Source organism: Clostridium sp. JNZ X4-2, from assembly GCF_054889485.1.
The window spans coordinates 3416257-3440154 of the sequence record NZ_CM142685.1 but is presented as its reverse complement, the minus strand read 5'-3'; the positions used below and the strand labels follow the sequence as shown (position 1 = coordinate 3440154).

The 23898-nt window shown below is 32.3% G+C and carries 21 protein-coding genes, 5 tRNA genes and 1 other annotated feature; all 26 genes read left to right on the top strand.

Going from position 1 to position 23898, the window contains the following annotated elements:
* The first annotated feature begins 127 nt into the window (after positions 1 to 127).
* The 26 genes from spoVT to murD all read left to right on the top strand — a co-directional run bounded on the left by spoVT (position 128) and on the right by murD (position 23634).
* Positions 128 to 676, top strand: coding sequence for a stage V sporulation protein T (gene spoVT / locus ACYUJ6_RS16600; RefSeq protein WP_461843785.1), 549 nt, complete (start codon positions 128 to 130; stop codon positions 674 to 676).
* Between the two features lie 295 nt (positions 677 to 971).
* Complete coding sequence (locus ACYUJ6_RS16595; protein ID WP_461843784.1) at positions 972 to 2507, top strand: putative polysaccharide biosynthesis protein; 1536 nt, start codon at positions 972 to 974, stop codon at positions 2505 to 2507.
* Between the two features lie 12 nt (positions 2508 to 2519).
* Complete coding sequence (gene yabN / locus ACYUJ6_RS16590; protein ID WP_461843783.1) at positions 2520 to 3965, top strand: bifunctional methyltransferase/pyrophosphohydrolase YabN; 1446 nt, start codon at positions 2520 to 2522, stop codon at positions 3963 to 3965.
* Between the two features lie 411 nt (positions 3966 to 4376).
* Positions 4377 to 4652, top strand: coding sequence for an HU family DNA-binding protein (locus ACYUJ6_RS16585; RefSeq protein WP_369705785.1), 276 nt, complete (start codon positions 4377 to 4379; stop codon positions 4650 to 4652).
* Between the two features lie 61 nt (positions 4653 to 4713).
* Positions 4714 to 4974 carry an RNA-binding S4 domain-containing protein gene (locus ACYUJ6_RS16580; RefSeq protein WP_461843782.1) on the top strand — a complete coding sequence of 87 codons (261 nt, stop codon included), beginning with the start codon at positions 4714 to 4716 and terminating at the stop codon, positions 4972 to 4974.
* Between the two features lie 57 nt (positions 4975 to 5031).
* Positions 5032 to 5322, top strand: a complete 291-nt coding sequence (gene yabP, locus ACYUJ6_RS16575; RefSeq protein ID WP_461843781.1) for a sporulation protein YabP — start codon at positions 5032 to 5034, stop codon at positions 5320 to 5322.
* Positions 5323 to 5381: 59 nt separating this feature from the next.
* Positions 5382 to 5792: a spore cortex biosynthesis protein YabQ gene (yabQ, locus tag ACYUJ6_RS16570; RefSeq protein WP_461843780.1), complete on the top strand. Its 411-nt coding sequence runs from the start codon at positions 5382 to 5384 to the stop codon at positions 5790 to 5792.
* Between the two features lie 132 nt (positions 5793 to 5924).
* Positions 5925 to 6197 carry an FtsB family cell division protein gene (locus ACYUJ6_RS16565; RefSeq protein WP_461843779.1) on the top strand — a complete coding sequence of 91 codons (273 nt, stop codon included), beginning with the start codon at positions 5925 to 5927 and terminating at the stop codon, positions 6195 to 6197.
* Between the two features lie 186 nt (positions 6198 to 6383).
* On the top strand, positions 6384 to 6794 hold the full coding sequence (locus tag ACYUJ6_RS16560) for a S1 domain-containing RNA-binding protein (RefSeq protein ID WP_369705780.1): 411 nt from the start codon (positions 6384 to 6386) through the stop codon (positions 6792 to 6794).
* A gap of 134 nt (positions 6795 to 6928) precedes the next feature.
* A tRNA-Leu gene (locus tag ACYUJ6_RS16555) sits at positions 6929 to 7017 on the top strand.
* Positions 7018 to 7028: 11 nt separating this feature from the next.
* Positions 7029 to 7104: transfer RNA gene (locus ACYUJ6_RS16550), tRNA-Met, on the top strand.
* A 139-nt stretch (positions 7105 to 7243) separates the two neighbouring features.
* Positions 7244 to 7319 (top strand) — tRNA-Met (locus ACYUJ6_RS16545).
* A 16-nt stretch (positions 7320 to 7335) separates the two neighbouring features.
* Positions 7336 to 7412 (top strand) — tRNA-Met (locus ACYUJ6_RS16540).
* A gap of 370 nt (positions 7413 to 7782) precedes the next feature.
* Positions 7783 to 10170: a stage II sporulation protein E gene (gene spoIIE, locus ACYUJ6_RS16535; protein WP_461843778.1), complete on the top strand. Its 2388-nt coding sequence runs from the start codon at positions 7783 to 7785 to the stop codon at positions 10168 to 10170.
* Positions 10171 to 10315: 145 nt separating this feature from the next.
* Positions 10316 to 11704 carry a tRNA lysidine(34) synthetase TilS gene (gene tilS, locus ACYUJ6_RS16530; RefSeq protein WP_461843777.1) on the top strand — a complete coding sequence of 463 codons (1389 nt, stop codon included), beginning with the start codon at positions 10316 to 10318 and terminating at the stop codon, positions 11702 to 11704.
* A gap of 3 nt (positions 11705 to 11707) precedes the next feature.
* Positions 11708 to 12253 carry a hypoxanthine phosphoribosyltransferase gene (gene hpt, locus ACYUJ6_RS16525; protein ID WP_461843776.1) on the top strand — a complete coding sequence of 182 codons (546 nt, stop codon included), beginning with the start codon at positions 11708 to 11710 and terminating at the stop codon, positions 12251 to 12253.
* Between the two features lie 82 nt (positions 12254 to 12335).
* Positions 12336 to 14138, top strand: coding sequence for an ATP-dependent zinc metalloprotease FtsH (ftsH, locus tag ACYUJ6_RS16520; RefSeq protein ID WP_461843775.1), 1803 nt, complete (start codon positions 12336 to 12338; stop codon positions 14136 to 14138).
* Between the two features lie 159 nt (positions 14139 to 14297).
* Positions 14298 to 14681: a thioesterase family protein gene (locus ACYUJ6_RS16515; protein ID WP_461843774.1), complete on the top strand. Its 384-nt coding sequence runs from the start codon at positions 14298 to 14300 to the stop codon at positions 14679 to 14681.
* A gap of 162 nt (positions 14682 to 14843) precedes the next feature.
* On the top strand, positions 14844 to 15632 hold the full coding sequence (locus ACYUJ6_RS16510) for a type III pantothenate kinase (protein WP_461843773.1): 789 nt from the start codon (positions 14844 to 14846) through the stop codon (positions 15630 to 15632).
* Entirely contained in the window at positions 15632 to 16594 is a 963-nt protein-coding gene (gene dusB / locus ACYUJ6_RS16505; protein ID WP_461843772.1) for a tRNA dihydrouridine synthase DusB, read from the top strand. Before ACYUJ6_RS16510 ends, dusB begins: the two co-directional genes overlap by 1 nt.
* 59 nt (positions 16595 to 16653) lie before the next feature.
* Positions 16654 to 17478, top strand: coding sequence for a hypothetical protein (locus tag ACYUJ6_RS16500; protein WP_461843771.1), 825 nt, complete (start codon positions 16654 to 16656; stop codon positions 17476 to 17478).
* Between the two features lie 176 nt (positions 17479 to 17654).
* A complete protein-coding gene (greA, locus tag ACYUJ6_RS16495; protein ID WP_461843770.1) occupies positions 17655 to 18134 on the top strand; it encodes a transcription elongation factor GreA in 480 nt (159 codons plus the stop codon).
* 16 nt (positions 18135 to 18150) lie between these two features.
* Positions 18151 to 19659 carry a lysine--tRNA ligase gene (gene lysS / locus ACYUJ6_RS16490; protein WP_461843769.1) on the top strand — a complete coding sequence of 503 codons (1509 nt, stop codon included), beginning with the start codon at positions 18151 to 18153 and terminating at the stop codon, positions 19657 to 19659.
* A 192-nt stretch (positions 19660 to 19851) separates the two neighbouring features.
* Positions 19852 to 19926: transfer RNA gene (locus tag ACYUJ6_RS16485), tRNA-Asn, on the top strand.
* Between the two features lie 80 nt (positions 19927 to 20006).
* Positions 20007 to 20167: a binding site (T-box leader), on the top strand.
* 238 nt (positions 20168 to 20405) lie between these two features.
* Complete coding sequence (locus ACYUJ6_RS16480) at positions 20406 to 21797, top strand: glycine--tRNA ligase (RefSeq protein WP_461843768.1); 1392 nt, start codon at positions 20406 to 20408, stop codon at positions 21795 to 21797.
* 460 nt (positions 21798 to 22257) lie between these two features.
* A complete protein-coding gene (gene murD, locus ACYUJ6_RS16475) occupies positions 22258 to 23634 on the top strand; it encodes a UDP-N-acetylmuramoyl-L-alanine--D-glutamate ligase (protein WP_461843767.1) in 1377 nt (458 codons plus the stop codon).
* Positions 23635 to 23898 lie beyond the last annotated feature (264 nt).

Below are 23898 nucleotides of genomic sequence, written 5' to 3'. Positions count from 1 at the left end.
CAACTTATATCATGGTTCTTTTTTAGTTTTTATAATTTAAAATAACAATTGTGTATAAAATTTCATATTTAGAAAGATAATATTAACACAAGTAATATACTATTATTTTTGAGGAGGAATTCTAAACATGAAAGCAACAGGAATTGTTAGACGTATAGACGACCTAGGTAGAGTCGTGATACCAAAGGAAATAAGGAGGACACTTAGGATAAGAGAAGGGGATCCTTTAGAAATATTTACAGATAGGGAAGGAGGAGTCATATTAAAAAAATATTCGCCTATTGGTGAACTGAGTGATTTTTCCAAGGGATATACAGAATCCTTACAGCAAACTATAGGTCATGTAATTATGATATGTGATAAAGATAGTGTGGTATCAATAAGTGGAGCTCCAAAAAAAGAGTACATGGATAAAAAGATAAGTTCCGAGTTGGAAAAATTAATAGATGATAGAAAAACAGTTTCAACTTCCGAAGGAAAGGAGAGCGTACCTATATATGATGATGAAGATATTCAGGGAAAATATTCTGCTCAGGTTATATGTCCTATAATATCTGGAGGAGATGCCATTGGAGCTGTAATAATAGTATCTAAGGAGGAAGCTAAGTTTGGTGATGTAGAAATCAAATTAGCTGAAACAGCATCTTCGTTTCTCGGAAAGCAGATGGAACAGTAAACAATGGCAGCAGTAGCTGCCATTTGCTTTATACATATCTTATTCTCATCTTTTCCAAAGCAGAGAATAAGAATAAGCAATGCTGTATACCTGGATAATTTCTTTTAAGGTTCACCCAGGAAGGGTATTTCTTATAGGCAAATGCTATCTGAACCTAAAAATTATTTTATACACTAAAGCATTATTGACTATAATATAAAAAATATTCATTTAAAGTAATAATACCTTTGAATTTTAAATAATTATAAACATGGAAATAAAATGTTTGCAACTATAGTAATTCGGAGGTATTTTTATGAAAAAGCAGTCACTTATAAAAGCTACAGTAATATTAGGAGCAGCAGGTATAATATCCAGATTTTTAGGGCTATTTTTTAGATGGCCGCTTCAAATGCTCATAGGAGATGAAGGAGTGGGATATTATCAGATGTCTTTTCCTCTTTATATGTTTTTTATTGCAGCGGCATCAGGTATACCCGTAGCGGTATCAAAGATGGTGTCCGAAAAAAATGCTGTTGGAGATTATGAAGGTGTTATTCAAGTACTTAGAAAATCTTTGCTTTTAATGTTCATTTTAGGAACGGGTTTTACTGCTGTGCTTCTTACATTTTCAGAACCCATCATACATTTTCTGAAATGGGATAGAAAATCCTACTATTCATTAATAGCAATAGCATTTGCACCTATGTTTATATCTATAATGAGTGCATTCAGAGGCTTTTTTCAGGGACTTCAAAATATGAATTATACTGCTGTATCCCAGATTATAGAGCAGATAGGAAGAGTAGTAGTGGGGGTGGGGCTTGCATACCTGCTTTTACCTAGAGGAATAGAATACTCGGCAGGAGGGGCAGCGCTGGGGGCAGCTGCAGGAGGGCTGTTCGGAGGAATATATTTAATAATAAAATATATTCATGTAAGAAAAGAAATAAATGTATTTAAAGTGGCGGATAATAAGGATATACTGAGCAGGTTGTTGTATATAGCAATTCCAGTATCTTTAGGAGCGGCTGTAAGCAGTATAATGAGCCTTATAGATTCAGCTTTGGTGCCCCAGAAGTTATTAGAAGCAGGTTTTACATACAAAGATGCGGCAATATTATATGGACAGCTTACGGGAAAGGCATTTATATTGATAAATGTACCGCTTACCATATCAGCAGCATTATGTGCCTCTTTAATGCCTATAATTGCAGAATCCCATATATTAAATAAGAATGTGGATGTAATGAATAAGGTGGATTTATCATTCAAACTTTCTATGGTAATTGCACTTCCATCTATGTTTGGATTATATACTTTGGCCTATCCAATTTTAGATTTGATATTTCCAGGCCAATCTGCTGGCTCCAGTATACTTCAGTATTCAGCACTATCAATTCCATTTATAATACTGGTGCAGACATCTACGGCTGTACTGCAGGGTGTAGGACATTATATCAGACCTGTATTTAATTTAGCTTTAGGATGCATCGTAAAGGTAATTATAACCTTATTTTTGGTGCCAATTCCATGGGTAAATATTTATGGAGCAATTTGGGGAAGTACAGCAGGTTACATTTTGACCTGTGTTTTAAATGTAATATTTCTGAATAAAAGATTAAAAATAGAAATAAATTACTTTCAAACTATGATAAAACCGGCCTTTGCTTCCATTTTTATGATAGCAGCTGTTGAAATTATTTATTTGTACGTCTATAATTATACAGTAAGCAGCAGAATGGCATGTTTTTTAGCCATGATTTCAGGTTTGGTCATATATGTTCCACTTGTAGTTGTATTTGGAATATTTAAATATAATTATTTGAAGGATAGATTCTTAAGAAAATAAGGAGGTTTACGGATGATTAAAATAGTAGGCCTAGGCCCGGGGTCAGCGGAGTCCCTTACCTTGGGCGCTATAAATATACTTAAAAACTCAAGTAAAGTTTACTTGAGAACGGAAAAACATCCTACCGTAGATTATATAAGACAATTGGGCATAAATTTTCAGACATATGATAATATGTATGAGAGTAAGGAAAGATTTGAAGAGGTTTATGAATGTATTGCCGAGGACTTAATACGAGGAGAAAAGAAATTTAAGCAAATAGCATATGGAGTGCCGGGTCACCCTTTAGTAGCAGAGAAATCAGTGACATTACTAATAAAGTTATGTAAAGAAAGATCCATAGATATAGAGATAATACCATCAGTCAGTTTTATAGATACTATTATAGAAAGGCTGAAGATAGATGTGAGTGACGGGATAAAAATAATAGATGCCTTTGATATAAAAGATCAAATCTTTGATAAAAGGACTGGTGTAATAATAACTCAGGTATATGATAAATTAATTGCATCCCAGGTTAAATTAGCTTTGATGGAGTATTATGGAGATGATGCTGAAATATATTTTGTAAGGTCTGCAGGAATTAAAGGCAGTGAGAATATAAGAAAAATAAAGTTATATGAATTGGATAGGCAGGATGACATAGATTATTTGACATCAATTTATATACCTAAGAATTTAGAAATTACATATGATTTAAAGGATTTATTGGATATAATGAAGAAATTAAGAAGTGATACAGGATGTCCTTGGGATAGGGAACAGAATCATGACAGTTTGAAAAAATACCTTATAGAAGAAAGTTATGAGGTTATAGAAGCTGTAAATGAAAAAGATGATGCAAACCTTGTAGAGGAGCTTGGAGATGTATTGTTTCAAGTGATATTTCACTGTCAGATAGGAGAGGAAGAAGGATTTTTCAATATCAAGGATGTAATCAACGGTATATGTGATAAAATGATAAAGAGACATCCCCATGTATTTGGATGTGAAAATGTGGATGGCACCAGTCAGGTGTTGATAAATTGGAATACCATGAAAAGGAAGGAACAGGGGCTTAAAACATATACAGATGAGCTTAAGCATGTAGCTAAAACTTTACCGGCATTAATGAGGGCTTCAAAAGTTCAAAAAAAAGCCGCAGGAGTGGGGTTCGATTGGGACAAGGTTGAATGTGCTCTGGATAAAGTGTTAGAGGAGTATTATGAAGTAAAAAATGTATATAAAAGTGAAGAAAAGGTAAAAATAGTAGAAGAAATAGGAGATTTAATATTTGCATGTGTAAATGTAGCAAGATTCCTTGACATTGACCCTGAGTTTGCATTAAATTATACTATAGAGAAATTTATAAAGCGTTTTGCATATATAGAGAAAAATGCTATGGACCATGGTTTAGATATGATGAATATGACATTAAATGAAATGGATAGACTTTGGGAAGAAGCTAAAAGTAAATAAATTTGAGTTTTATATGCAAAAAAGAAGGAGTTTATAAATTAGTGCAGAATATGGCTAATATGTCTATTATATTTAAAAGCTAGTAAGTAATAAATAATTCTGTTATGTATGCAAATATACATAGTCTATAGTTAAATAATTTGTATGAATATATGAATATTTATTACTTCCTATAAAATCTTAATTATTAAGTGATTCTTGTGTTCAGATGGGGTTTTCTCGTAAGGAATGCTTTTGTACTGGACTTTAGAAGAACTTATTCAGGGGTATGACATTATTTATTCTATACTTTTAAAAAGCTGAAGGCTTTAGTAAGTACAGTTATTGCTAAGAATTTAATTAAGATTGATTTATAAAGATATTTTGCATAGTCTTGCACATTGTCTATGAAAATAAGAGGAGGTAAAAAAGGTGAATAAATCAGAATTAATTGCTGGTATAGCAGAAAAGTCAAAATTAACAAAGAAAGATGCAGAGGCAGCTTTAAAAGGATTTATAGAAAGTGTAGAGGAAACGCTTGAAAAAGGAGAAAAGGTTCAATTAGTGGGATTTGGAACATTTGAAGTGAGAAAAAGAGCTGCTAGAATTGGAAGAAATCCTAGAACTAAAGAGGAAATAAATATACCAGAGTCAACAGTTCCTGTATTTAAGGCTGGTAAAGAATTTAAGGATAAAGTTAATAAATAACATATTTTTCAGAAAACCTGGATGAAAATCTGGGTTTTCTGTTTTAACAAGGAGAGTTTGTATGAGATTAGATAAATATCTTAAAGTATCTAGAATAATAAAAAGAAGAGCTATTGCTAAAGAAGCATGTGAAAGCGGGAGGGTTACTGTAAATGAAAAAGTAGCTAAACCTAGTACTGAAATTAAGGAGGGAGATGTAATAGAAATAAAGTATGCAAAGAACTCTTTAAAAGCAAAAGTTTTAGATGTTAAAAATTATGTTAAAAAGGAAGATGTGCAAAATATGTATGAGATAATCATGGAAACAAAAGATATGAAATAGAAAGTAATATAAATTCTTTTTGCCACATATATTTATTATAGGTGGAGGGGATGTTTTATGGAGAAAAGAGAAATAAAGGTGGAAGATAAAAAAAGTTTATTGAGTCTTGAAAATAGAAGAAGGCTGGTACTGACAGGTATTATTGAGGTTATAAATTTTAACGAAGATCAGATAGTCTTGAATACTAATCTTGGGACTCTCAATATTAAAGGCAAAGATTTAAAAATGAATAAATTAGATGTCCAAAATGGTGATGTTATTATAATAGGTACCGTAAATTCCTGTGTATATATAAATAATGAGCCTAAGAAAAAAAAGCATAATTTAATATGGAAAATGTTTAAATAGTTTTTTAACTACGTGGAATTTAAGCTTTTTATAAAAATATATTATTGGAAAGGGTTATTATGATTATATCGATAGGCGATCAAATTCGGCTTATAATATTTAGTATTATGGCGGGAATAATAACTGGGGTACTATTTGATTTTTATAGATTGATAAGAGGATTCACCGGCCTAAATAAAATAGTTATATTCATAGAGGATACTTTATTTTGGATATTTGCAGCTATAATTGTATTTATATTTTTGATGTATGTTAATTATGCTTATTTAAGAATGTATGTATATATTTTACTGGCAGTAGGTATATATTTGTATTTAAAAATTTTTAGCCCTATATTCATTGATTTTCATAAAAGGTCATTTAAAATATTGGGGAGAATATTTAGAGTGATTTTGAACATGTTTATATATGTTTTTCAGTACGTTACTTATATTATTAAGAAAAAAAATAAAAAAAATTATAAAAATTAACTTGAAGAAAGTTAGAAATCAAATTACAATATAAATATAATGTTATTTGTGATAATTAAAAATAAAGTCATGTTCTCATAGATATACTATAATTTATAGAAGAGTTTTAATTAAAGAAACTGGTGATTAGTGGTGAAGATAAAAATTAAGTGGAGTAATATATTCTTTTTATTATTGATTCTATACATAGGCTATATATTTATAGGCCAACAGGTTACTATGCAGGATATAAAAAAGCAAATAGCTGAAAGAAAAACTGAGGAACAAAGGGTAAAGGATAAAAACCAAAAATTACAGGATGAAGTTAAGATGTCTGCATCTGACATATATATAGAAAAGTTGGCCAGAGAGAAATTAGGTCTTATTAAGCAAGGTGAAGTTCCTGTAATAGACAACAAAAATTGATAGCTAAGTTGTATTATAAAAAACTATCGCAGAATTTTAAGATTATATCTGCGGGATGATGGAGGATAAATAGTTGTGGAAGCAGGAAAATTTTTTGGGCAAGATCCAAGAAGTCCTACTCTATTAAAATTAAAAGAGTAAAAGTTTTAGTATATAGTATTATTTTTAAGGAGGAATCTTTTTAATATGACCTTAAAGGCAGGAAACATCCTAGAAGGTACAGTAGTTAATATCACTAGTTTTGGAGCTTTTGTAGAAGTTGAGGGTAAAACTGGATTAGTTCACATATCTGAGGTTTCAGATACTTATGTTAAAAATATAAGGGACTATTTAAAGGAGAAAGACAAGGTAAAAGTTAAGGTGATTTCTATTGACGATAATGGCAAGATAAGTCTATCCATGAAGCAGGCAGAGCAGGATAAGAGAAGTGCAAGACCATTGGAAATAGATTGGCAAAAAGAGAATAGCAAACAGAATCAAGGTAGTTTTGAAGATAGATTGTCTAAATTTTTAAAAGATAGTGAAGAGAGGTTTCAAGACATAAAAAAACATCAGGATTCCAAAGGGAAAGGTTATAAAAAGTCATCTAACTATTAATTGAGTGATTTGAAGGGGCCTATATAAGGCCTCTTTTATTAATTGTAATATAAATTTTATTTAAAGTTGTTGACAATATGTTATTTATCATATATAATAACTTATGTCGTCAAATTGAGAAATTGTTAGGTAATGCTGGAGTGGCGGAACAGGCAGACGCACAGGACTTAAAATCCTGCGGGCTTTAAAACCCGTACCGGTTCGATTCCGGTCTTCAGCACCAAAATAAAATGACGCGGGGTGGAGCAGTTGGTAGCTCGTCGGGCTCATAACCCGAAGGTCGTAGGTTCAAGTCCTTCCCCCGCAACCAAAATTGCATATGATGTGGTGGAATAGTTGGGATGGCGAAAGCATCTGATTTATATCTGAAGGTTATAGAATATCCTGTTTGTGGTATTGATTTATTTACGGGAGCGGTGAAATTGGTCTTCAGCACCAAAATGAAATGACGCGGGGTGGAGCAGTTGGTAGCTCGTCGGGCTCATAACCCGAAGGTCGTAGGTTCAAGTCCTTCCCCCGCAACCAAAATTACATATAATATGGCGGAATAGCTCAGATGGCGAGAGCATTCGGTTCATACCCGAAGGGTCATAGGTTCAATTCCTATTTCCGCTACCAAACACTAAAGGCTTGTAGAATTCTACAGGTCTTTTTATATTTTAAGTTTTTAATCTAATAAACATTTATACACAAAGTTTTACATTGGGTTTTTGTATTTTAGGCTATAGGCAGAATTATAAACATTGTGGATAAATATTGAAGATAATATGTGGATAAAAAGTACTTGATGATAAAATAAAATCATATATGACATATATGAAGACAGGGGATGTGAATTTTTTAATCTAATTGTCTAAAATAAAAATTATAGAAAAAACATAGGATTTAATGTCCTAAAAAAAATATGAACACGTTTCACTTTATGACATTTATTTCCATCACACACTGCTATAATAAAGAAAGTGATTTTATGGGGTGGGTGATATTGATGCAATATGGAGTAGAAGTTTTTCCTTATCAGCGAACGAAAAAATTAAAAGATGAGGGGAAGAAAAGTGGATTTAAAAATTTAGACGTTATAATTAAATTGGCATTTTACTTTTTAGCAGGTTTCTTGGTGGGAAGAGTTATGATGGTAAACCTTATGGCACCTTTTGGGATAGCATTTTTCATATCAATAGCAGTATGCGAAAAGCAAGTGCCCTCATTGGCAGCCGCTTTTGGCACCCTGCTTGGGTATATATCCATATATGGAAATGTAAAATATCTACCGGTGTATTGCATAATAACTCTTACATTAACTCTTTTAAATTATATTTTAAAGAGTATTGATAGGAATAAAAAGTTGATTTTCTTATTTTCAGCTGCATTTTTAGAATTCTTTTTCTATAAGCTTATTATTGTTAAATTAACTGTTGGAGTAGCTGCTTTTAATTCTGTTTTTGAAATTATGTGCATCTTCTCATTATATTTTATTATTAATTATTCTATAATATGCTTTAAAGAATCTAAAACAAGACACTTGTATAACAGTGAAGAAATAATCAGTATGTCTATAACTATTTCATTAATTATAGCTGGAACTTGGGGGACAAGCATAGGAGGAGTGTCTTTTAGAAATATAATAGCTTTAACTTTTATTCTCATATTGGGTTATGTAAGAGGCAGTGCTTCAGGTGCAGCAGCAGGAGTGGCAATGGGAACTATTATAGGAGTTACTTCTAATGACATGATTACTTACACTGCGGTTTATGGATTGTGTGGACTTATATCGGGTGTATTTAGAGAAACAGGGAAATGGGTCAGCGGATCGGCTTATATTGTAGCATTTGCCATATTAAAAATGTATTCCAATATAGGTAGTCAATTTAAAATTATAGAAGTAATTATAAGCTGTATTGTATTTTTGGCAATACCTAAAGGAATATATAAAAAGATGGAATTGGAATTGGATTGTGAGAAGAAGCAAGAATATTTAAAAGAAAATTATGCGGATAAAATTAAATCCATCTTTGTAAAAAGGCTGGATAGCTTTTCCAACGTGCTTACTAATATGTCGTCTGTTTTGTCCAAGCTGGCAGAAAACGACAAATTGGCCATGAAAAATAAAAGCAGTGCTCTTGTAGAAAACTTAGCGGACAGAGTTTGCTCCGCTTGTGATATGAAATCCATGTGCTGGAGGAGAGAAACTTTTTACACTTATAATGGATTTGCCGAATTGATACAAAATTATCAGGAGAATAAAAAGCATATTCCAGAAGAACTTCAGAGAAAATGCATTAAAAGAACCCTTCTCATGAAGAATACCGAGGAAATTGTAAACAATTATATTGTAAATGAGATGTGGAGAATAAGGCTGGGAGAATGCAGGGAGCTCCTAGCATATCAGATAGAAAATATGGGAAAAACGGTGACGGAAATAGCAGAAGATTTCCACTCTGATATAAAATTTAATCCTGAAGTGGAAAATAACATTCGCAGAATTTTAAATAAAGGAAAAATACATTATAAAGATGTATTCTGTTTTAATGACAGAAATGATCATTTAGTTGTAAATTTATCTATGGAAGCCTGCGGAGGAAGGCAGGAGTGTATTAAAGATGTGTTGCCTCTTATAAATAATGTGACTGGCAAATTGATGTGCGTAAACGATAATGGATGTAATATAAATTCTTCCATGGGAAGCTGTAGTATAACATTTGAAGAAACACCTAAATACCATATATCAGCTTATGTCAATGTGAACTGCAAAGATGGGGAAAAATATAATGGAGACAGTTACAGCCTTGGCAAGCTGCCGGATGGAACATATATGACAATAATAAGTGATGGCATGGGGTCAGGGCCTCAGGCAGGGCAGGAAAGCAGTGCTACTGTGGAGCTTATAGAGAAGTTTACTAATTCCGGATTTAATAAGATGACTGCCATTAATACGGTAAATTCTATTATGGGCATTAAATTTACAGAAGATGAAAAGTTCTCCACGCTAGACTTAAGCAGTGTGGATTTATATGAGGGGGAAATAGATTTTATGAAGGTGGGGGCAGCAGCCAGCTTTATAAAAAGGGGAGATGATATTATAGTTATAAAATCAAAGACTCTTCCCATAGGAATACTGGACAAACCGGATATAGATATAACAAGTAAAAGAATAATAAACGGAGACTTTATAATAATGGTCAGTGATGGAGTGGTGGATTATGATAATGAAAATACGGGAAATTTTCAATGGATAGTGGAATTCCTAAAAAAATTGGATTGTACAGATCCAAAAGAAATGTGTCAGAAGATTATTGATAAAGCTAAAGAGTTATCTGGAGGAAAAGTAAAAGATGACATGACGGCAATAGTTGAAAAAGTATACACCCTTTATTAATAAAAATTAGGCTGCTGATAATTCATATCATCAACAGCCTAATTGCGGGTATTATAGCATTTGGTCACAAAAAATAATACATTTATGGTATAATATAATAATATATTATACCATAAATGACTTTTAGGCTTAGGAAGTGCTTGTTTTGATAGAATCTGTATTAAATACCATAAGAAAAAATCAAATGTTTAAAGCCAATGACAGGGTGATAGTAGCTGTATCGGGAGGACCTGATTCTATATGTCTATTGCATATATTATATGTTTTACGTGAAGAATTAAATATAACTTTGTTTGCAGCTCATGTAAATCATTGCTTAAGAGGTATGGAAGCAGATAAAGATGAATTGTATGTGGAGAGCTTTTGTAAAAATCTAGGTATTGAATTTAAAAGTTTAAAAATAAATGTAAATGAGGTGGCTAAAGAGAGAAATATATCCTGTGAAAGTGCAGGAAGGGAAGAAAGGTATAGGTTTTTTAAAAAACTTAAAGTTGAATTAAAAGCTCAGAAGATAGCCATAGCACATAATGCCAATGATCAAGCTGAAACCATCCTGATGAGAATTATAAGGGGAGCTGGATTAAATGGTCTTATTGGAATAAGGCCTGTAAGAGATAATATTTTTGTAAGGCCACTAATACATAATACCAGAGATGAAATTGAAAAATATTGTGATGATAATAATCTTCATCCTAGAATTGATAAAACTAATTTTCAAACTGTATATTCTAGAAATAAAATAAGATTGGAACTTATACCATATATACAAAAAAACTTTAATCAAGATATAATTGAAGTTTTAAATAGATTTTCGGATATAATAAAGGTGGATAATGACTATTTAGAGTATATTTCACGAGAAAAATTCAAAAAATATTGTGACATAAAGCTAGAAAAGGTTATAATATCTAAGGAGGCATTTTTAGAGCAAGAAGCTATATTGACTAGAATAATTAGATTTTCACTGGAAAGTGCAGCTAAAAGTTTAAAAGATTTTGAGAAAGTTCATATTTTTAATATAATAGACATTCAGAAACATTCCACAGGTAAAGAATTGATGCTTCCACATAATATGTTGGCGGTAAATGACTATGGAGATATTATAATAAGAAAAAATGTGACAAAAACTGAAATAACTTGCTCAAGGCAATATAAACTGAAAATTGGATGTAATTATATTTCAGAGATTAAACTCAAGGTCTATGTAAAGCTAACTGACAATAAGGAATATATATACTATAATCAAAATAAATTTATTCAATATTTTGATTATGATAAAGTACGAGGAGATATAATACTGAGAAATAGGAAGAAGGGAGATAAGTTAATACCACTTGGAATGTTTGGAAATAAGAAATTGAAAGATCTTTTCATAGATTTAAAAATATCAAAAGATAAGAGGGACAGTATTCCATTAATATGTTTTGGAGATAAAATTGCATGGGTAGTTGGATATAGAATAAGTGAAATTTTTAAGGTAGATAAAAACAGCAAGACTATTTTGGCTATAGGATTTGAAAGCGAGGAAACATAAATTATGAGTGCTATAAGTGATGACATTAAAGAAATTCTGCTTGATGAGAAGACAATAAAAAACAGAGTTAAGGAAATAGGGGAAAAAGTAAGTAAAGATTATGAAGGCAAAGATTTAATGCTTGTAGGTATATTAAAAGGTTCAGTTCCATTTATGGCAGATTTGCTTAGAGAGATAACTATCCCATGCAGTATGGATTTCATGGCAGTTTCCAGTTATGGGAACTCTACAAGCAGTTCAGGTGTTGTGAGGATTTTAAAGGATCTGGATTATGAAATGGAGAATAAATATGTGTTAATAGTTGAGGATATTATAGATTCAGGTGTAACTTTGGCATATTTAATTGATTATTTGAAAGGAAGAAAGGCTAAAAGTATAGAAATAGCCTGTCTTTTAAATAAAGCAGAGAGAAGAAAAGTCAATGTTAAAGCTAAATACATAGGATTTGAAGTCCCCGATTACTTCTTGGTGGGATATGGTTTGGATTATGCAGAAAAGTATAGGAATTTTCCATACGTTGGTATATTAAAGGAGGAAGTTTACAAATAATTAGTATTAAAATTTATTGTAAAGGAATTTTACTTATGATACAATTTTACAGTATTAAACTAGAAAGAGAGGGGGGCCTTTAATGAAAAAATTTTCAAGTGCAACGGCCTGGGTTATAGTTTTCATATTGGTAATTCTTGCTGCATTGCTGTTAGTAAGAACTAATGATAATGCAGTATCCATTAGTTTTAATGATTTTCAAAAAGATTGGCTAAGCAACAATATAAAAAGTTTTCAACTTAGGGAAGACAAGATGACAGTTCAGGGCAGTTTGAAAAATGGAACAGCCTATGAGACTGTAGTTCCATCTGAAAGATTATTTCAGTTTATAGGAGAACATCCTAAAGATGGTGAAGTTCAGGAAATGTATGTTAAGCCAGCTACAATGCCTATGTGGGTCCAGTATTTACCTACAGTTCTTGTGATACTTATGCTTGTGGCGTTTTGGTTTATGTTTATGCAGCAATCTCAAGGTGGTGGAGGAAATCGGAATGTAATGAATTTCGGCAAGAGCAGGGCTAAGATGGCCACACCAGACAAAAAAAAGGTAACTTTCGAAGATGTTGCAGGAGCAGATGAGGAAAAGGAAGAATTGGCAGAAATAGTGGATTTCTTAAAACAACCTAAGAGATATATAGAAATGGGAGCCAGAATACCTAAGGGAGTTTTACTTATAGGACCTCCGGGAACTGGTAAGACACTTTTGGCTAAGGCCATATCCGGTGAAGCAGGAGTACCGTTTTTTAGTATATCTGGTTCTGATTTTGTAGAGATGTTTGTAGGTGTAGGTGCTTCAAGGGTAAGAGATTTGTTTGATCAGGCAAAGAAAAATTCACCTTGTATAGTATTTATAGATGAAATAGATGCAGTTGGAAGACAAAGAGGAGCCGGACTTGGTGGAGGACATGATGAAAGAGAACAGACTTTGAATCAGCTTTTAGTTGAAATGGATGGATTTGGTGCTAATGAAGGAATAATAATGATAGCTGCCACAAATAGACCGGACATATTGGATCCTGCGCTTTTGAGACCTGGAAGATTTGACAGGCAGATACTTGTAGGTGCACCGGATGTTAAAGGAAGAGAGGAGATACTTAAAGTCCATTCTAAAAATAAGAATTTAGCTGATGAAGTGAAACTGGACGTTTTAGCAAAGAGGACACCTGGATTTACAGGTGCTGATTTAGAGAATCTTATGAATGAATCTGCTCTTCTTGCAGTAAGAAATAATAAGACTTTAATTGGAATGGATGAATTGGAAGAAGCAGTGACAAGGGTAATAGCAGGGCCTGAAAAAAAGAGCAGGGTTATTGATGAAGAAGATAGAAAACTCACTGCATACCATGAAGCAGGTCACGCAGTGGTTATGAAACTTTTACCTAATTCGGATCCAGTTCATCAGATAAGTATAATACCCAGGGGAATGGCTGGAGGATATACCATGCATCTTCCGGAAAAAGACAGTTCCTACATGTCAAAGGCAAAGCTTGAAGATGAGATTGTAGGACTTTTAGGAGGAAGAGTATCAGAAAAATTAGTAATTGGAGATATAAGCACTGGAGCTAAGAATGATATTGAAAGAGCTACAACTATAGCTAGGAAAATGGTAATGGATTATGGAATGAGTGATCTTGGACCTATAGCATTTGGGTCAGGACATGATGAGGTGTTTTTAGGAAGAGATTTTGGAAAAGGTAAGAATTATAGTGAAGAAGTGGCTTTTGAAATAGATAAGGAAATAAGAAAATTAATAGATGAAGGCTATAATAAAGCTGAAAAGCTTCTTTCACAAAACATGAATAAATTAAAGGCTGTAGCTGAAAGGCTTTTAGAAAAAGAAAAGCTTGAAGCAGATGAATTTGAAGAAGTTTTTAATCAAGCATAATTTAACATGGTATATAAAAAAATCCTGTCACAGGATTTTTTTATATTATCAGGCAAAATGTTTTCAACTGGTAATGTATTTTAAAAGTTAAATAACAGTGATATAATTAATTTATGTGTCTTATAGGATGTAAATTTTATATGAAATGAGATGATTATAATGGAATTCAATGTAAGAGAGGGCATTACATCTACCATGGAAACGCATGTAACTGAGAATGATACAGCAAAAAAAATAGGCTCTGGTGATTTAAATGTATTTGCCACACCGGCTATGACAGCTCTTATTGAAAATACATGTAAAAATTGTGTGGATCTTCACCTTCCTTCAGGATATACTACAGTGGGTATAGAAATAAATGTAAAGCATATTAAACCATCTCCAGTTGGTATTAAAATCAGATGCAAAGTTTTTTTGGAAAAATTCAAGGGAAAAAAATTACTTTTTAAGGCTGAAGTTTGGGATGATACCGGAAAAATTGGGGAAGGATCTCATGTTAGATATATAGTGAATAGCGTGGATTTTATGAAAAAAATACAATAGAATATGTGGAGATATTTAATCTTGACAAATAAGATTTTATTGATACAATTAATTTTGATGGAAATTAATTAATTCTAGAGCAGATTTAAAGCTGCTCTAGAATTAATTATATTATGGACAAAATAAACCTATTGATTTTATTTAGAAAGACGGTGTTGTTTAGTGATTTTGGTTTTGGATGTGGGCAATACTAATATTGTTTTGGGAATATATGATGATGATGATCTTATTTCAGTATGGAGATTATCTACAGATGATAAAAGAACAGCAGATGAATATGGAGTTCAAGTTATGGAGTTATTTTTACAAAATAATTTAAATTTATCCAATATAAAAGGAGCTATAATATCTTCTGTGGTACCAAATATAATGTATTCACTGGAACATATGGTGATAAAGTATTTTCAGGTTATTCCGGTTATAGTTGGACCAGGAGTGAAAACTGGAATAAATGTAAGGTATGATAATCCAAGAGAGGTAGGAGCAGATAGAATAGTAAATGCTGTAGCTGCCCATGAAATATATAAGAGATCTATAATTATCATAGATTTTGGAACAGCCACTACATTTTGTGCAATCACTGCCAAAGGAGATTATCTAGGAGGAGCTATATGTCCAGGAATAAAGATATCTTCAGATGCATTATTCGAGAAAGCAGCCAAACTTCCCAGGGTGGAAATTACCAAGCCATCTAATATTATATGTAAAAATACCGTGTCCAGCATACAAGCTGGTATAGTATATGGATACATTGGACAGGTAGATTATATAGTTAAAAATATGAAAAAGGAAATGATGGATTTAGGGGAAGAGGAACCTTTTGTAATAGCTACAGGGGGCCTGGCTAAGCTTATAAAGGAAGGATCTGAATCCATAGACATAATTGATTCCATATTGACATTAACAGGACTTAGAATAATTTACGACAAAAATAAGGAACCGGTGTCTTAATGAAAATAGGAGAATTAGAGTTTGAAAACAATGTATTTTTAGCTCCTATGGCAGGTGTTACGGATAGAGCATTTAGAGAATTGTGTATGGAAATGCAGTGTGGATTTACCTATACCGAGATGATAAGCGCGAAAGCCCTGTTTTATGGAAATGAAAGAACTAGAGGTATGTTTCTTGCATCTCCTAAAGAAGAACTTATAGGTGTGCAGATATTTGGGAGTGATCCACTTATAATGGCTAAAGCCTGTGATTTTTTTAATGATAATGATCAGATTGCTGTAATAGATATAAATATGGGGTGTCCGGCTCCCAAAATAGTAAAAAATGGAGATGGATCTGCCCTTATGAAAAATCCACTGCTTGCATCAAAAATAGTAAAAGAGGTGAAAAAGGCTTCTTTAAAACCCGTTACTGTAAAGATGAGAATTGGTTTTGACTTTGATAATATAAATGTGGTGGATTTTGCAAAGAGTATGGAACAATCTGGGGCGGATGCCGTAACCGTCCATGGAAGAACCAGTATACAAATGTATAGTGGTAAGGCCAATTGGGATATAATATGTCAAGTAAAGAGTGCAGTTGGAATTCCGGTAATCGGCAATGGAGATATATTTACAGCGGAAGATGCAAATGAGATCTTCAATAAAACACAATGTGATGGGATAATGATTGGAAGAGGAGCTATGGGAAATCCGTGGATATTCAATCAAATACGACAATATATGGAGAAACGTTCTGTTACATATCCTACTCCAAGAGAAAGAGTAGATATGTGTATAAGGCACTATAAGAAATCCATTTATTATAATGGGGAAGACAGAGCAGTAAAGGAGATGAGAAAACATATAGCCTGGTATATAAAAGGTCTTAAAAGCAGCAAGGAAGTAAAAGACAGGATAAATTATGAAAGGTATAGTGAAAATGTATTTGAAATTTTAGATAAATATAAATATCTGTTGTAATTTTTAATTTGACAGGAGAATAAGATATTATTGTAAGTAATTTAAGGGGAATATCAAATGTGAGATCTATTTTGTATGCAAAATCGGATAGAGATGTTTTTTATGATGATAATAGTTTGTGGGGACGGGTAAAAGATAGATTTAAAATAAGAATGGAGGAAAAACTTTTTATAAAGGAATTTGAATTAAAAATTGAAATTATGAAATTTCCTCTAAATATTAATATGAATTCTTATAGAAACAATATTTTAAAGGCTCAAAAAATATCTAAAATAAATGATATATGCTTAGTACCAAAAGTATATAGGTATTTGGACTATAATTTATACAATAAATTTCAAAGGGAATTAATGGCCTTCAGTATTGTAAGAAGTTCAAAAATCATACTTAGAAATAAAAAAAAGAGTATAAGGCATAGCTGTATAGTTATTTATGATGCTTCAAAACCTATTTTATTTGATACTATATGTTTTTTAGCTAAAGAAGCCAAGTTTATAGTTCTGCTTTCTCCGGACATAGTGAAAGCAAATCAGCTTAGGCAATATATTACAGCAAATTATGGAGTAACACCTATAGTTACCTCCGACATAAATTTTTCTTTTGAAAGTGCAGATTTTATTATAACTTCTGAAAAAATCAGTGCAGACAATAAGGAGTATATATGGTATTTGGATAATAGTTATGTACCATGTTATAAAAATAATATTATAGTAAATGATATTGAATATAAAATTCCATGGGATTTTAAGTATGGCAATATATCTCTGGAGCTTTTAGGTTCCATACTTTGTCAGCTGGGAGAAAAAGATGTGGAGAGGTCTTTGCAGGCTAATGGTGTATTTTTAAATAAAATAAAATTTAATAAGAATGAACTGATCTTGTAAAAATATAGGCACCTATAAGATTAGCATAGAGGAGATCTTATTACGTTGACATTATAATAGTGCTGTTTTATAATTACTTAAACGATAATTGTGGATATTGATAAAGTACAATAAATCTGAAAAAATTATGGGGTTATGGGAGAGTTTTATATAAATTATTGAAAGGGGAGAGCGGAATGAGTGCATTAAAAAAATATGTAATGACCTATGAAGGAATAAGAAAACTTGAACAGGAATTAGAAAATTTAAAGACAGTTAAAAGAAAAGAAATTACTGAAAAGATTAGAATGGCTCTTTCATTTGGAGATTTAAGTGAAAATTCAGAGTATGATAGTGCTAAAAATGAACAAGCATTTGTGGAAGGAAGGATAGTTCAACTTGAAAATATGCTGAAAAATGCTACTATAGTAGATGAGGATGAGATCCCACCGGATATAGTGAATGTAGGTTCTATTGTAAAGGTAAAAGATTATGATCTTGAAGAAGAGGTTGAATATTTAATTGTAGGATCTGCAGAAGCTGATCCAATTAATAATAAAATATCCAATGAGTCACCTGTGGGTAAAGGACTGATGGGAAAAAGAGAGGGAGACATACTTGAAATACAGATTCCAGATGGAGTTAGCAAATATGAAATACTGAGCATAAGAAGATAATTGGAGGGTAATGTTAATGGCAAAAGATGAAAAGAGCATTCATTCACTGGAGGAAAATTCCAATGAACTGATAAAGGAGAGACTTCAAAAATTAGCAGCATTAAAGGAAGAAGGGAAGGATCCCTTTGAAGTTTATAAAGTAGAGAGAACTCATACTTCTAAAGAAGTGAGAAATAATTATGAAATTTTAGAGGGAAAAGATGTAACTGTTGCAGGGAGACTGATATCAAAAAGAGTTCATGGCAAAGCTGGTTTTTCAGATTTGTATGATAGATATGGAAAAATCCAGCTGTATATAAAAATAAACGATGTAGGTGAAGATAAGCTTAAAGAATATAAGTCCTATGATATAGGAGATATTTTATCTATAACAGGCAGGGTATTTAAAACTAAAACAGAAGAAATAACAATTCATATTACGGATTTTAAACTTATAGCTAAATCTCTCAAACCTCTTCCTGAAAAGTGGCATGGATTGAAGGATCCGGATTTAAAATATAGGCAGAGATATGTGGATTTGATAATAAATCAGGAAGTCAGAGATACTTTTTTAAAGAGAACTGCCATAATAAAATCAATAAGAGAATTCTTAGATAACAAGGACTATATAGAAGTGGAGACACCAATACTTTCTTCAATAGCCGGTGGGGCTGCAGCAAAACCTTTTACCACCCACCATAATGCACTTGATATAGATATGTATTTAAGAATTGCTACAGAACTATACCTTAAAAGACTTATAGTCGGGGGATTTGAAAAAGTATATGAAATTGGCAAGTGCTTTAGAAACGAAGGTATGGATATAAGACATAATCCAGAATATACATCTATTGAGTTATATGAAGCTTTTGCAGATTATAATGATATGATGGAAATTACTGAAAATATGGTTGCATATGTATGTGAGAAAGTTCTTGGTACTACAAAAGTAGTTTATGAAGATACAGAAATAGATTTTAAACCACCATGGAAGAGAATCACTATGGTAGATGCAGTTAAAAAATTCGCAGGTGTGGACTTTGATGAAGTGAAAGATGATGAGCAGGCTAGAGAAATTGCTAAAGAAAAACATATTGAATTAAAGAAGGAATTGAAGGATTGTTCAAAGGGTGACATATTGGATGCTCTATTTGAAGAGTTTTGCGAAGAGCAGTTTATTCAACCTGCTTTTGTGATGGATTATCCTGTTGAAATATCACCTCTTACTAAAAAGAGAAGGGGTAATCCTGAGTTTACAGAAAGATTTGAAGGATTTGTATTTGGAAGAGAAATATGTAATGCCTATTCAGAATTAAATGATCCTATAGTTCAGAAGGAAAGATTTATGCAGCAGCTAAAAGAAAGAGAATTAGGTGATGATGAGGCATATATGATGGATGAAGATTTCTTAAATGCACTTGAAATAGGCATGCCTCCTACTGGAGGTTTGGGAATAGGTATAGATAGACTGGTAATGTTCCTTACGAACTCTTCTTCTATAAGAGATGTCATACTTTTTCCTACTATGAAACCAAATCAGCAGTAAGTTTGACAATATCATTATAATTGTTATTTTATTGCTGAAATGAATATATATGGCATAGTTGAAACCCAGGGGTTTTTTCTTAATTTAAGAATCCCTGGGTTTTTATAATAGACCTTTAAATTTATTATCCTTTGAATATAAAATTATATTGCAATTTTAAAATTGCATGATATAATTATACATGTAAGTTGTTCCGTGGTAGCTCAATGGTTGAGCATTCGGCTGTTAACCGAAGGGTTGGAGGTTCGAGCCCTCTCCACGGAGCCATTTTATTTTTGTAAATTCAGTGACTTAATATTTACATTTGCATATAATAGGGTATAATAAGAATTATATTGATAATTTAATAAATAGCTGTGATAAAGAATAGTAGCAATATAAATTTTTAAAGAGAAGTTGTGGGTGGTGTAAACAACTAAATTTTTTGTGAAGGAGCTTTTGAGCTGGGTATTTCAAAGATGAGCTTGTGCTAAAAAGGGTGGAACCGCGGAGATAATTCGTCCCTTTGCAGTAGGCCCTTTTTTTATACTCAAAATTGCAGGTCGTATTTTGCTGATAATTTTCTATCGAGTGACTCCTAGGTTCAGGCGGAGCTTGCTCATAAGGAATACTTTTCGTGTCAGAATCTAGAAGAACTTATCCAGGGCGGAGCAGTGCCTATCATTTCATACTTTACAAAGCAGGGAGTGTCAGCAATGACAGCCATGGGATAAAAATTTAATAAATTGTTGAGAGGAGAATATAATATGGCTTTTGAAAAAACTATGGATAAAGTAGTGGCTTTGGCTAAAAACAGGGGATTTGTGTATCCTGGCTCAGATATATATGGAGGACTTGCCAATACATGGGATTATGGACCTGTTGGAGTGGAACTGAAAAATAATGTAAAAAGGGCCTGGTGGAAGAAGTTTGTTCATGAAAATGAGCACAATGTAGGAATAGATTGTGCAATACTTATGAATAGTGAAGTTTGGGTGGCCTCAGGTCATGTGGGAAATTTCACTGATCCTCTTATGGATTGTAAGGAATGTAAGGCCAGGTTTAGAGCAGATAAACTGGTTGAGGAACACATGACGTCAAAAGGAGTGGAAAAGGCCAGTGCAGATGGATGGAGCAATGAAAAGCTAAAGAAATATATAGATGATAACAATATTGTCTGTCCTAGCTGTGGAAAAAAGAATTTTACTGACATTAGACAATTTAATCTTATGTTTAAAACATTTCAGGGAGTTACAGAGGATTCGAAGTCAGAGATATATCTGAGACCTGAAACAGCTCAAGGTATATTTGTAAACTTTAAAAATGTCCAGAGAACCAGTAGAAAAAAAATACCTTTTGGTATAGCTCAAATAGGAAAGGCATTTAGGAATGAAATAACTCCAGGAAACTTTACTTTTAGAACTAGAGAATTTGAGCAAATGGAACTGGAGTTTTTCTGTAAACCGGGAAGTGATTTAGAATGGCATAGTTATTGGAAGGATTATTGTTGGAAGTTTTTATTGAATCTGGGCATGAAAGAGGAAAATATAAGATTTAGGGATCATGGAAAGGAAGAACTTTCCCATTATAGTAATGCTACTTCTGATATTGAATATTTATTTCCTTTTGGATGGGGAGAACTTTGGGGCGTGGCAGACAGAACAGATTATGATTTGACCCAGCATCAAAATCATTCAGGAAAAGACATGACATACATGGATCCTATCACTAAGGAAAGATATATACCTTATTGTATAGAACCTTCTGTAGGAGCAGATAGGGCAGTACTTGCATTTTTAGTTGATGCCTATGATGAAGAAGAACTGGAAGGGGGAGATGTAAGAACAGTATTACATTTTCACCCTGCAATAGCTCCATTTAAGGCAGCAGTTCTCTGTCTCAGCAAGAAACTATCAGAGAAATCCCTGGAAGTTTATAATATGCTGAAAAAAGATTTTAATATAGATTATGATGATGCAGGAAGTATAGGAAAGAGATATAGAAGAGAAGATGAAATCGGAACTCCCTATTGTATAACTGTAGACTTTGACACTATGGAGGATAATACCGTTACTATAAGAGACAGAGATACAATGAAACAATTTAGAATTAAGATAGAAGAATTGAAAGGATTTATACAAGAAAAAATACAATTTTAATGATATGCCCCACTGATTTTGAAATATAAAACCAGGTGGGGCATATTTCATATCTATAAAGAATCCAGCTTAAAAATGGACAAAAAATTCACCGAATAATCGTGATTATTCGGTGAATTAGGGTTTAATCATGGGGATATGTTATATGTTTAATTAAAACTTGGGGAATTATATTAATGTTCCTTACGGCACAAACATAGTATAGCATAATAGAATAATAATTTTCAATAGCCAGCAATAAAGTTGTTAAATTAAATATTTTCTCATAATTTTGACTATACTCGACATATTTTAATTTAACAATGGCTAAATGGTTTGACAGGAACATATTCATGACGGGCAAATTCCACCGTATTCAGGAATCACTTCATAATTGGAAGTATATTATTTTACTATATGTTGTGCTATTATATAATCAAAATATAAATTATTGTAATAAGTCTGGCATGGAGGTAATTTTATGAAAAAGGATTTCGAGGAGTTTAAAAGGTTTATAAAAGGTAAAAAAACAGCGGTAGTTGGTATAGGAATAAGCAACAGGCCTTTAATTAATTTTTTATTGAGTTTAGGTGCAGAGGTTACTGCTTTTGATAAAAAGAGTGAAAGTCAATTAGGAAAAATAGCAAAAGAATTTAGAGAAAAAAATATAGAGCTTGTATTAGGTGAAGACTACCTTCATGATTTAAATGATTTTCAGGTGATATTTAAAACACCTTCTATGAGAATAGATAATCCATATCTTATGAAAGCTAAACAAAATGGAGCGTATATAACTTCTGAGATGGAGGAATTTATTAAATACTGTCCTGCTAAAATATATGGAGTGACCGGAAGTGACGGCAAAACTACCACTGCCACCATTATATATAATATTTTAAAAGAACATGGATATAAGACCTGGATTGGAGGAAACATAGGTACTCCATTATTCTCCAGAATAAATGAAGTGAAAAGCGAAGATAAGGTAGTATTGGAATTGTCCAGTTTTCAATTGATGACTATGAATGTTTCACCTGATGTTGCAGTTATAACTAATATTAGTCCTAATCATTTAGACATTCACAAGAACATGAACGAGTATATAAATGCCAAAAAGAATATATTCAGATATCAGGATAAGGAAGATTTGCTTGTGCTGAACAGAGAGAATGATATAGTAAATTCCATGATGCCGGAAGCTGTGGGCAGGGTAATACAATTCAGCAGTAAAAGAGTACTGAATGAAGGAGGATATTTAAAAGACAATAGTCTGTATATAGATGAAAATGAAGTTTGCAGAATAAAAGAAGTGAACCTTAAGGGAATGCATAATGTGGAAAACTTTTTAGCAGCTTTTTGTTCGGTAAAGAATGATGTGGATATTGAAAATATGAGAAAGGTTGCTGTTGATTTTTCTGGAGTAGAACATAGGTGTGAATTTGTAAGGAGTGTAAATGGAGTAAAATACTATAATGATTCTATTGCTTCGAGTCCCACTAGAACTTTAGCCGGACTTAAGGCTTTTGAAAAACCTGTCATATTAATAGCAGGTGGATATGATAAAAAAATACCTTTTGATATTCTGGCAGAAGAAGGACATTCGAAGATCAAAACTTTAATACTTATGGGAGCTACAAGAGAAAAAATCAAGCTGTCCTTTGATAAATTAAAAAATGAAAAGGGAATTAAGGTACCCATAGTTATGGTGGATTCTTTATCTGATGCAGTTAATAAGGCACAAGAGCTGGCGGATAAGGGGGATATTATTACTCTTTCGCCTGCCTGTGCCAGCTTTGACATGTTTCCTAACTTTGAAGTTAGAGGGAATAGTTTTAAGGATATAGTGAATAACCTATAAAAACCTAGCAGTGAAGCAGATCAGAATGTAAATTTTGATCTGCTTCACTGTTATATAAAGATAACTATTCCTGGTGTGTCAGTATGCGGATATTGGAGAAAAAGATATATTATAAGTGGTAAATAAGAGATAAATTAGTCTAATGAATGTATATTTTAAGGAAAGTAGGACAAAATATGATAGAATATCAAATGTTGTCGCAAATAGATATAAGCCTGACAGGCAGATATCCTGGATGTTTTATAAAATTTCAGAGTTGAAAAA

Excerpts from the sequence above, each read along its gene's own strand:
- spoIIE (WP_461843778.1), top strand. The coding sequence starts at position 7,783 with ATGCAATATGGAGTAGAAGTTTTTCCTTATCAGCGAACGAAAAAATTA.
- yabN (WP_461843783.1), top strand. The coding sequence starts at position 2,520 with ATGATTAAAATAGTAGGCCTAGGCCCGGGGTCAGCGGAGTCCCTTACC.
- spoVT (WP_461843785.1), top strand. The coding sequence starts at position 128 with ATGAAAGCAACAGGAATTGTTAGACGTATAGACGACCTAGGTAGAGTC.
- yabP (WP_461843781.1), top strand. The coding sequence starts at position 5,032 with ATGGAGAAAAGAGAAATAAAGGTGGAAGATAAAAAAAGTTTATTGAGT.
- hpt (WP_461843776.1), top strand. The coding sequence starts at position 11,708 with ATGAGTGCTATAAGTGATGACATTAAAGAAATTCTGCTTGATGAGAAG.
- murD (WP_461843767.1), top strand. The coding sequence starts at position 22,258 with ATGAAAAAGGATTTCGAGGAGTTTAAAAGGTTTATAAAAGGTAAAAAA.
- ACYUJ6_RS16480 (WP_461843768.1), top strand. The coding sequence starts at position 20,406 with ATGGCTTTTGAAAAAACTATGGATAAAGTAGTGGCTTTGGCTAAAAAC.
- ACYUJ6_RS16560 (WP_369705780.1), top strand. The coding sequence starts at position 6,384 with ATGACCTTAAAGGCAGGAAACATCCTAGAAGGTACAGTAGTTAATATC.
- dusB (WP_461843772.1), top strand. The coding sequence starts at position 15,632 with ATGAAAATAGGAGAATTAGAGTTTGAAAACAATGTATTTTTAGCTCCT.
- ACYUJ6_RS16580 (WP_461843782.1), top strand. The coding sequence starts at position 4,714 with ATGAGATTAGATAAATATCTTAAAGTATCTAGAATAATAAAAAGAAGA.
- ftsH (WP_461843775.1), top strand. The coding sequence starts at position 12,336 with ATGAAAAAATTTTCAAGTGCAACGGCCTGGGTTATAGTTTTCATATTG.
- ACYUJ6_RS16515 (WP_461843774.1), top strand. The coding sequence starts at position 14,298 with ATGGAATTCAATGTAAGAGAGGGCATTACATCTACCATGGAAACGCAT.
- lysS (WP_461843769.1), top strand. The coding sequence starts at position 18,151 with ATGGCAAAAGATGAAAAGAGCATTCATTCACTGGAGGAAAATTCCAAT.
- yabQ (WP_461843780.1), top strand. The coding sequence starts at position 5,382 with ATGATTATATCGATAGGCGATCAAATTCGGCTTATAATATTTAGTATT.
- ACYUJ6_RS16595 (WP_461843784.1), top strand. The coding sequence starts at position 972 with ATGAAAAAGCAGTCACTTATAAAAGCTACAGTAATATTAGGAGCAGCA.
- greA (WP_461843770.1), top strand. The coding sequence starts at position 17,655 with ATGAGTGCATTAAAAAAATATGTAATGACCTATGAAGGAATAAGAAAA.